This window comes from Psychromonas arctica DSM 14288, from assembly GCF_000482725.1.
Taxonomy (GTDB): Bacteria; Pseudomonadota; Gammaproteobacteria; order Enterobacterales; family Psychromonadaceae; genus Psychromonas; species Psychromonas arctica.
Genome location: NZ_AXWP01000027.1, coordinates 93,082 through 103,287, shown reverse-complemented (window position 1 = coordinate 103,287; position 10,206 = coordinate 93,082). Strand labels below are relative to the sequence as shown.

7 protein-coding genes are annotated in these 10,206 nt (G+C 37.9%); 3 read left to right on the top strand and 4 right to left on the bottom strand.

Features of this window, described 5'->3' with window-relative positions; all coding sequences use genetic code 11:
* A partial coding sequence (locus H592_RS0105125; RefSeq protein ID WP_156916076.1) for an IS66 family transposase occupies nucleotides 1-342 on the top strand: 342 nt, incomplete at its 5' end.
* Between the two features lie 63 nt (nucleotides 343-405).
* Here H592_RS0105125 and H592_RS0105120 read toward each other — a convergent pair.
* Together H592_RS0105120 and poxB are read right to left on the bottom strand one after the other, a co-directional pair.
* A complete protein-coding gene (locus H592_RS0105120; RefSeq protein ID WP_028867834.1) occupies nucleotides 406-1,416 on the bottom strand; it encodes a LacI family DNA-binding transcriptional regulator in 1,011 nt (336 codons plus the stop codon).
* 483 nt (nucleotides 1,417-1,899) lie between these two features.
* Nucleotides 1,900-3,624, bottom strand: a complete 1,725-nt coding sequence (poxB, locus tag H592_RS0105115) for a ubiquinone-dependent pyruvate dehydrogenase (RefSeq protein ID WP_028867833.1) — start codon at nucleotides 3,622-3,624, stop codon at nucleotides 1,900-1,902.
* Nucleotides 3,625-4,169: 545 nt separating this feature from the next.
* On the opposite strand from poxB, the gene H592_RS0105110 reads away from it, so the two are divergent.
* Nucleotides 4,170-6,314: an MFS transporter gene (locus H592_RS0105110; protein WP_084296202.1), complete on the top strand. Its 2,145-nt coding sequence runs from the start codon at nucleotides 4,170-4,172 to the stop codon at nucleotides 6,312-6,314.
* Between the two features lie 88 nt (nucleotides 6,315-6,402).
* Here H592_RS0105110 and H592_RS0105105 read toward each other — a convergent pair whose 3' ends face one another.
* Together H592_RS0105105 and H592_RS0105100 are read right to left on the bottom strand one after the other, a co-directional pair.
* Nucleotides 6,403-7,449, bottom strand: a complete 1,047-nt coding sequence (locus tag H592_RS0105105) for a polysaccharide lyase family 7 protein (RefSeq protein ID WP_028867831.1) — start codon at nucleotides 7,447-7,449, stop codon at nucleotides 6,403-6,405.
* 241 nt (nucleotides 7,450-7,690) lie between these two features.
* Nucleotides 7,691-9,064, bottom strand: coding sequence for an MATE family efflux transporter (locus tag H592_RS0105100; protein ID WP_084296201.1), 1,374 nt, complete (start codon nucleotides 9,062-9,064; stop codon nucleotides 7,691-7,693).
* Nucleotides 9,065-9,412: 348 nt separating this feature from the next.
* On the opposite strand from H592_RS0105100, the gene H592_RS0105095 reads away from it, so the two are divergent.
* Complete coding sequence (locus tag H592_RS0105095) at nucleotides 9,413-10,069, top strand: DsbA family oxidoreductase (RefSeq protein ID WP_028867829.1); 657 nt, start codon at nucleotides 9,413-9,415, stop codon at nucleotides 10,067-10,069.
* Nucleotides 10,070-10,206 lie beyond the last annotated feature (137 nt).

Sequence of the window (10,206 nt, the reverse complement as noted above, 5' to 3'; positions counted from 1 at the left end):
CAACAAATCCCCATTATTAGACCGCCGAAAGTAAAAAAGCGTGGGAGAGTAAAAAAACACAAGAGTCATAACCTGTTGAATCGTCTTATTGAGCATAAAAGTGAAGTACTCGCCTTTATGTATAACTTCGCGTTGCCGTTTGATAATAATCTGGCTGAAAGAGATATAAGAATGACGAAGTTGAAACAAAAAATATCGGGATGTTTCCGCTCAGAAGACGGTGGTGATATATTTTGTTCGTTAAGAAGTTATTTATCGACGGTGAAAAAGCAAGGTCTTAACAGGCTTGATGCGTTGATTGACCTGTTTAACGGAACCCCCTTTATCCCTTCCATGAATTAATTCAGCCCATTTTTATAGGCTGAATAGTTACGATAATTTTTTATATTACGGTATTATTCTTGCTCAGTTGTTCGCTGTATAAACTGACGCTACAGATTCACGTTCGATGAGTTGACCTTTATATTGATAAGAATGTGTCGGTTTTGTTTCGTCGCATAGGGTTATTGCCAATTCGATAGCTTGTTTGGTCATGTCCGTAATTGGTAGTTTAACGGTGGTTAATCTTGGTGTGAAAAACTCTGAAACAGGGTCATTATCTATGCCAGTAATAGAGACTTGTTCGGGGACTTTGATACCCGCTTCGGTTAATGCTTTTAAAGCGCCTAATGCCATACAGTCATTAAAAGCAACAATCGCAGTGAAAGTAATACCTTCATTTAATAATTCTTTACAGGCTTGATAGCCACTTTTCATATCGTAAACACCGTGCTTAACAAGCTCATCTTTAAAATCGATACTAGCGGCTTGTAGACTATTTTTATATCCGTTAAGTCGAGCTTTCCCCGTTGGATTGCCCATATGACCAGTAATACAGGCAATTTTTTGGTGTCCCTTTTCGAACAAGTGATCCATCATAATGGTTACCGCTGCTTCTTGTTCAAAAGAAACTGAATGAAAACATTGTTCTGGCATATTACGATTTAATACAACAATGGGAATAGTGAGTTGCTCATGCAAGCGTTGTATATGTTCGTCAGTCAAGGTACGGCTATAAAGTACAACCGCATCACACTGTGCTTCCAGTTGTAAAATAACTTCATATTCGTAATCTGGATCGTTATGTCCATCGGTAACGATTAATTGTTTTTTTGCAAATTCTGCACTAGCGGCTGCTTGTTTAAGTAACAAACCAAAGTGAATGCCATCAAAATCCGAAACCACTAAACCAATCGTATGTGTTTTGTTGGTGGCTAATGCTTGGGCTAACCTATTCGGTCTATACCCAAGCTCTTTCATTGCAGAAAAAACATTCTCACGAGTTGACGGTTTCACCTGACCTATCCCATTAATAACACGGGATACGGTTGCTTTAGAGACTCCAGCTAGCTTGCATACGTCAAGGATCGTACTCATTAATATTCCTAAAATAGACTCGGATAAACGACAGATATTATATCCTAATGAGTAATCATAACGCATAATTATCGCCAATGTAACCGGTTACTTTTTTTTGATAATTATTAGAAAAATAGACTTAAGCATCATTTTATATAACCTCATCCCATGGTCATCGAGTGCAATACGGTTAAATATTCAAATGTTAAAGTTTTTACATCGTATCGTGTTGTTAGTTTTGTGTGGTTCAATATATTAATTATCGATGTTATGACAGATTATTAGGAAGGTGATTTAGCTTGGAAATTCGTGGAATAATGAGGTTGTATCGATTTACTTATACAGAGTTTAGATTAAGGGTCATTCATCGTCATGCTTATTTTTTTATAGCTCATACTACGCGATGCTTTTTTGTTTTCTGTTACCACTTAAAATAAAGCCCCAACTTAATGGGGTCACTTCACACCACATATAGGGGCTTTATAGTTTCTGAGCAGGTATTTAACGTGACCAATTGGTTTTGCTAAGCTCGACTATTTCATTACCTTTGCCATTAATTAACGCTTTCATCATATAAACGCTAAAACCTTTTGCCTGTTCAAATTTGATTTGTGGTGGCATGGCAAGTTCTTGTTTTGCCGTATCAACTTCAAGTACTACTGGCCCAGAGTGCTCCATCATTTCAGTCATTGCTTGGGGTAGCTTTTCTGGATTACTAACATGGATCCCTTTTAGGCCACAGGCTTGTGCTATTTTTGCAAAACTTGGATTATCTAAATCGGTATCATCTGACAAGTAACCGCTAGCCTTCATCTCCATTGCCACAAAACCTAATGAGCGGTTATTATAGACAATGATTTTAATCGGTAGGTTGAGTTGTTTTAGCGATAATAGATCACCCATTAACATCGAAAAACCACCATCGCCACACATTGCAATCACTTGGCGGTTACGATCTAAGGATTGTGCTCCCATTGCTTGTGATAAGGCATTGGCCATTGAGCCATGATTAAATGATCCAATTAAACGGCGTTGACCATTCATCGATAAATAACGAGCAGCCCAAACGGTTGGCGTTCCAACATCACAGGTGAAGACGGTATTATCAGCAGCTTGTTCATCGAGTAGTCGTGTAAGGTATTGAGGGTGTATCAAATTATGTGAGGTCTTGCCATTGGCCAATAAATCGAGATCCTTTCGGGACTCTTTATAATTTTTAACACATTTTTTTAAATGGGTGCTATCACGGCCATCCTTAATATGCCCAAGCAATGACGCAACAGTATTTTTGGTGTCCCCTAGTACGCCAAAATCAATCTGAGCATGTCGTCCCAGTGATGCGGGTTGGTTATCTATTTGCAGAATAGTGGCATTTTCTGGATAGAAAGCTCGATATGGGAAGCTGGTGCCGATCATTAATAACGTATCCGCGTCTTGCATTGCGTGATAACCCGATGAGAAACCGATAAATCCAGTCATACCAACATCATAGGGGTTATCATATTCAAGAAACTCTTTACCGCGCATCGCATGTACTATCGGGGCTTGTAGCTTCTCTGCTAACGCAATAACTTGATCATGCGATCCTTTACACCCTGCACCACACAATAAAGTTAACTTTTTACTTTTATTAAGGTGTGCTGCCAATGTTTTTATATCTTCTGTATCAGGGGTGTAAGTTGCTAGTTTGGGTACGTTCCATTTTGCTTTAGTTAATTCTGGCATTGCTTTGAGTGCAATATCTCCGGGTAGGACAAGCACGCTTACATCATTATGTAAGATGGCTTGGCGCATGGCTGTTTCGAGCAAATACGGCATTTGTTCTGGATTAGAAACTAACTCACAAAAAACACTGCATTCTTTAAATAATTCCTGGGGATGTGTTTCTTGAAAGTAATTACTACCAATTTCAGAAGAGGGAATATGGGCGGCTATCGCCAATACAGGGACTTTATTTCGGTGGCAATCAAACAAACCATTGATTAAATGTAGGTTGCCGGGGCCACAAGAACCAGCGCAGACGGCCAATTCTCCTGATATGTGTGCTTCTGCCCCTGCGGCAAAAGCGGCTGCTTCTTCATGGCGTGTTCCTAACCATTCGATAGTGCCCATTTTTCGTAAACTATCACTTATTCCATTGAGTGAATCGCCAGTTACACCCCAAATTCGCTTTACACCAGCTTGTTCAAGGGTTTGAGTAATAAAACTTGCGATACTTTGGCTCATATTTAGATACTCCTCAGTATTAAATTTGATGATGTTGAAGTTACGTTAATGATATTTTTGTGTGTATAAAAAATGATCATCTAATAATCATCCTCTTGGGAGTCTTGGTTCACAATGGTGAAGGGAAAGTTTCTTGTAATATTTTGTTATAAAAAATAAATTTATATAAATAAAAAGAATATGAAGAAAAACAGATCACTTTTGCATTAAGTATTTGCAAAAACAATTTTTTAAGCAAAGATGCCATTGAACTTGTTAGTTACTTTGATGAATCTTGTGTGTTTTTTATTTTCATATGATGCATTTGAGATTAAAAGGTTTGATCGTTCTACAAAATTAAGTCGATGTATTATTAAAAGGTTTAATATAATACTCGAAGCGTTACGTTGGCCTTTTTTGTTAATGCTTTTTGCTTTATATTTAACATTCTTGCCGATTGTTTAAGCAATTGGTCATCGATACCCTTTCTCCTGAAGTGCACTGCATATGAGTGACTATTTAGGAGCACTTAATGCGCTGCTAAATAAGAGAATCCCTCTGTGATAATGACAATTAAACCTTTTTTTCTATTGCTAATAAGCTGTTTTTTATTAATGACAGGTTATGGGTTAAGCAATATTTTGTTACCTGTTCGAATGCAAAGTGATGGCGTTAGCCTGAATAATATTGGTCTTGTTTTATCAATGTTGTCGGTGGGATTTTTACTGGGTGCGGTTTATAGTCGTAAGTTATTACAACGTGTTGGCCATATTAGAATATTTGCGATGTGTGGTAGTTTAACCTCGGTTGCTATTTTAGTGTCTGGTTTGTTTCCCGATCCACTTGTTCTAGGGGCAATGAGGATTTTAACGGGATTTTGTATCGCTTGTACCAATGCGACGTTGGATAGTTGGTTAAGTTTTAGTGCAACTGAAAAAAATCGCGGCAGAATACTCTCTATTAATCAGATGGTGGTAATGAGTGCACTATTCTCTGGGCAGTTTTTATTGGCTATTGCACCTATCGATCAAATGACGTTATTTGTTGTTTCAGGGGTTTTATTTAGCTTAGCGATCACGCCAATTGTGATTAGTAAACAGCAAGGTCCTAAGATTGAAGATAGTGAATCGATGTCTTTGCTCACTATTGCAAAACTCTCACCATTAGGGGTAGTGAGTTGTTTTTACTGTGGTGTACTGTACGCTGGTTTATTAAATATGTTGCCTATCTTTGCCAGTGATAATGGAATTAAAGATCTTAACTTATCCATTTTTATGGGGTCAGCAATACTAGGAGCAATTCTATTACAGTTCCCTATTGCTTACCTTTCTGATCATTTTGATCGACGTAAAATTATGCTAGGTATGGTCACAACTATTATTTTAGCAGCGCTTTGCATCCCTTTACTACTCTCATTAAATATGTTCAATTTAAGCTTATTTTCAATTGCGTTGATCACTGGTGTTGCTGCTTGTTTGTACCCAATGAGTATGTCTGAAACCTTTGATAAAGTATTAAAAGAGCAAATTTTAGCTGCCATGTCTTCGTTATTAGTAATTTATGCATTTGGCAGTATTCTGGGGCCTTATTTAGCTTCGGCCGCAATGGGTGCATTTGGTAGTAACGCATTATTTACCTTTATTATTGCGGTTGCGATTACGTTATTAGTTTTTATCTTAATCCGCATGAAGCAACGTTCTGCTTTACCGCAAGAAGACCAAGATCATTTTGTTATGCAGACGCCAGCAGGCGCGGTATCAGCACTGGATCCACGTATCGATTATGCTGAACCAGCCTACCAGCCAAGTGCTGAAGCCGAAGTCGCCGTTAGTTTAGCGACTAAAAATCCGGGTGCTGCTGTTAATATGGCTAAAGCGCTAGCTTTAAGAGACCCACATAATGCCTCCAACTTAGCAGCGGCCTTAAGTACTATTGAGGAAATCAATATTGGTAAGTTATATGCTGCGATTAGTACTGCTGCGCCTGAAATGGCTATTCATATTGCCGAAGCATTGACCACTGCATCGCCTGAACAAGCGGAAGAATTGGTTGATTGGATAAGCGCAAATCACCCAGATCAATTCACTAATATTATTGTCGCGATCGCTAATTCGATGCCAGATAATGGTATTCGAGTGATGGAATTAGCGGCTGAAAATATGTCCGGCGAAGATTCGGCCGACTTGTTAGAAATGACTGAGCAATATATGACTGAGTTTTCTGATTCATTAGATGAGATGCGTCCAGTCGATAGAAGTGCAGCAGCTTCACAGGAAACAGCGACTGAATTGTATAGCCGCTTAAGTGATGTTTCACCTGAATACTCTGCAGAATTAGCACTGACAGTTTCTGAGGCTTTACCTGAATCGTCTAATGCTGTCGCAGAAGCTTATGTAAATAACTTAATGGATACAGATAGTGAACAACAAAGTGAAGCAGAGAAAGCGGAAGGTATTGAAGAAGCTGTTAATGACTATTTGACTCAAGTAGTTGAGAATATTCCTGAATATGCAGTTGACGTTGCGAGTACTTTTATTGATTCTGTACCTGAAGTCGCTTCTGAAATGGTAGAGTTATTACAAGATTCTGAGGCAGTTGATAGCAGTGATTTAAGTGCGTCCATTGACGATAAACCAGAAGAAAATACGTTGCAAGAGCAGCTACTAGAGGCTGTGATCACACAAACGGATAAGCCGAATCAAGAGTCATAGAGTAGGGGAGTAGAGCGACTTTTTAAAAGATAAAAATAGAGTCCATTGCAAAGCAAAAGACTCTTTAATCATTTAATTATTCGCTTTTTTATTGACCGTTAAGTTTAAGTGCTGAGAATGTTACGCTACTGTAGTTACCGTCTTTCTTATCTTTAGCAAAATCGCCTGTCCCTTCACAGCCAGTTCCCCAAACCGCATGCTTATCACTCACACTACATTGCCCATAAGCGCCTGCTTTGAAGTAAAAATCATCTTCTGCATAACCTTGAGCATGATCTTTTTCATCGTATGCTTTGCTTAAGTCAATATCGTAACTAACAGGTTTGTGACGAGCCGTCTCAAAAGTTAAGTGCATTATTGTGCCTTCAATATTTACTTTATAGCTAAACTCTTCGCCTAAAGCGATGCCTGCTTTACCTGGCTCTGCTTGGTTTTCCCAAGTATTGCCCCAAACAGGTAATGAAATATCCATACGATTAGGATCTTTCTTTTCTAGATTTCGTTCATAGTTCCAAAAAACAGAACCGTATTGGTGTCCTGGGAATTTTTTGAAGAAAATTTTCAGTGGCTCATTACCGTGACCAAAGCCTGTTTTTGCTTTAATTAACTGATCATGTTTCTTAGCATGAATTTGGCCAACAACAACTGAGTGGGCTGGTGGGCGTTCTGGGTGTTTTGCATTTTCAGCGACATGGTTAACTTTAACTGTTGCTTCTAAAGTACCGCCAACATCGCTATATTCTTTAGCTTGTGGGTGGCTGCTTAGTGCCCATTGGTTAAGTTTGTCTGAGGTGTCTATGGAAAAGTCAGCACCACGAGGCATTTGACGCAATTCAGAACGAGCATTTTTTGAATTTTTAGTGGTGATCGCTTGGTTTTGTACTTCAAAAACCATATTGTTATCTTTGTCTAAAAAGAAAAAATCTTGATGCGCATAACTCAACATTGCAACACCTTCGATTTCATCTACTCGGCCATCTTGGTTGATATCTGAAGGAATGGTAATTTTCCAATTGCGCATGTCAAATTTGTCAGCTGGTACTGCGCTTGAAACGCCATTATTAGCAACATCTGCAAGAGTTAATGTAGGTAAAGCAAGCAACATTGAACCAGCAAGAATAAGTGTTTTTTTCATTTTCTAATCCCTTTTTATGATTTTTATATTGTAATACTATATTAATTAACTATGCATCATAGGGAGTCATTCTCTGAAAAGAAGTAGAGATGATAAAATGTGTATTATTGATCACATACTAAAAAACAGAACTTATGCCGAGATCAAATATTCGAATCGACTTTTGATTATTTAAGCTTCTTGAATTCAACTATTAATCTCTTTTTATTTCCTTTAATCGCTATTTTTATGGTGTTCATTTTTAATCATGATTTAAATTTTTTGCTTTTTCTAAATCAAATTCCTCTAAAGATTTTCTGGCGAGTTGCCTAAAAGGTATCGCTTTAACTATCTCTTCAAAGGGTTGTATCGCAAATGCCCAAAATATAGAAGCGTCGAACATAAAAATAATAAGTGCACAGAGTGGAATGGAGATAATCCATTGGCCAGTAAAGTTGATTTTGAAAACAGCGGTTGTTTTACCTAATGCACGTAACACATTGCCATGCACCGTGTTGTAACCGCGAACTATCGGTAAAAAGATATAAAGAGGGGCAATAATCGATAATGCTTGATAGGTTTCGGCATCTAAATCAGGGTAAATATTTGCAATGAATAAGCTGATGCCTGCAAAAAAACCAGCACATAGGATGGATATCAAGACTGCAATATCGATGCTTTTATCAACGTTTTTAGCGAGATCATCCATTTTACCTGATCCGATTGCTTGGCTTACTGTAATGGCTGTTGAATGTGACCATGCAGCAATAAACTGAGTCCCCGCACGTATCCATGGCATCATTAAAGTAATCGCTACATAAGCATTGATTTCAAGTTGTGAGTACAGTAACTGATACACAGTAATACCCATTGCCAAGAACATTACGTTGGCGGCAACGGGGAAGATTTCAATAAAATGTAGGCGAATATTTCGTATCATTGACACGTCTTTAACCGGTAACGTAATCGTTATCTCTTTGCTCAAGTACATATACAGAGTCAAATAAATAAGCCTCACTGTGATCGCCATCAGGCTACCAATCGCTGCACCTTGAACGCCCATTCCTTCTAAACTAAGCGTATTTGTGAATTGATAGCCGTGTATAAAGAGGTACGAAAGCAGTGCGTTGATCGGCAGTTCGATAAGGTAACCTTTAAAGGGTACTTGGGTTTTCCCCAAGCTATTAAACAGTGCGATGATCACTTGCGTGAGTGCGGTAAATATAACAATATATTTGGCGATATCTAGGTAGTTAGTGATCTCTTTATGCAGGGTTATGTCGCTGGTAATCGCATGAATTAATGTTTGCTCAAAGCACGTCAGAATGACCCAAAACATGACTGAAATGGTAGTGTTAATAATCAGCCCTGATACAAATGCTCTTGATAGCGAAGCACTATTACCTGAACCTACTGCACGGCTCAATACTAATTGAGTTCCATTGGCTAATGCCATTTGAATACCAAGAATAGCGGCAATAATAGCTGTTGAAATACCCATAGCAGCAAGAGGAAGTTCCCCTAATGGGGAGATTAATAATGTATCGATCATTAGCATCGACTGCATCAGCAATCCATTTAGTGCTAATGGCCATGCAAGAGATAAGTTTTTCTTAATGTAAGATTGCTGAGACACAAGTAAACCTTTATTTCAGAATGATTAATAGAGCTAGTTTTGAATTTATTGTAATACAATTAAGGTTGCGAATCTTTAGTTGTTAGCACTATTTTTAAAGTTAGAATTTTTTAATCCTCTTATATTTCCTTATATGTTAATCGTATTTTAAGCGGCTACTTTGTTTTGTTTCTTCATTAACAGGGGCAAGTTTCTTACTTTAAATTACTATGTGGTAGTAATTAATAGGAGCGTATAATAATTTATTGAACGATCGTTCTTATTTAGCTATATTGGTTACTACAAATACTCATTGTGATTATAAATTGTTATTTTTAAATTGAGTATGAGCTAAATATAGAGGTTGCTATGAGTAATAAAATTCAGATTGATATCGTCTCTGATGTTGTTTGTCCTTGGTGTGTTATTGGTTATAAAAACTTACAAAGAGCAATCGATGAGTTAGAGGTAGCAGATAAAGTTGAACTGCAATGGCAACCATTTGAGTTAAATCCTAATATGCCTGCAGAAGGGCAAGACTTAAGAGAGCATGTAGCAGAAAAATATGGCTCTTCAGAGGAAGAAAGTAGGCAGTCACGCCTTAACATTGCTCAACGTGGAGCTGAAGCGGGTTTCACATTTAATTTTTTTGACAAAATGAAGATAGTCAATACACGTGATGCACATGTATTACTTGAATATGCACATGAGCAAGGCAAGCAAACACAATTCAAATTACGTCTATTTAGTGCCGCTTTTACTGAGAAAAAAGATGTTTCTAATCGTGCCACGTTACTTGAAGAGGTTGCTCAAGTCGGTTTAGATGTAGAGCAAGCGAAGCAGCATCTAGAGAGTAAGACACAGCGTGAGCAAGTGATTGAACAAGAAGAATATTGGCAACGGTTAGGCATTTCTGCTGTGCCTGCAGTGGTCTTCAACCGCCGTAGTGCTTTATCTGGTGCGCAGCCCGTTGCAGCCTACAAACAAGCTTTAACTGAGTTATTAACCGAGCAACAACAGAACTAACATGCTGTTCGTAGTATTTATCAATGCAAATGTGTATTGATAGAGTGAGTAGTAACTTTAATCTAAAATGAAGGCCAATAAACTACCGATAGAATATTGGCCTTATTAGTGAATACAGGATTATAAGAAATACTTAA

What these genes read in the sequence shown, in the direction of transcription:
- H592_RS0105120 (WP_028867834.1), bottom strand. Translation starts at nt 1,416, where the DNA reads ATGAGTACGATCCTTGACGTATGCAAGCTAGCTGGAGTCTCTAAAGCA.
- poxB (WP_028867833.1), bottom strand. Translation starts at nt 3,624, where the DNA reads ATGAGCCAAAGTATCGCAAGTTTTATTACTCAAACCCTTGAACAAGCT.
- H592_RS0105110 (WP_084296202.1), top strand. Translation starts at nt 4,170, where the DNA reads ATGACAATTAAACCTTTTTTTCTATTGCTAATAAGCTGTTTTTTATTA.
- H592_RS0105105 (WP_028867831.1), bottom strand. Translation starts at nt 7,449, where the DNA reads ATGAAAAAAACACTTATTCTTGCTGGTTCAATGTTGCTTGCTTTACCT.
- H592_RS0105095 (WP_028867829.1), top strand. Translation starts at nt 9,413, where the DNA reads ATGAGTAATAAAATTCAGATTGATATCGTCTCTGATGTTGTTTGTCCT.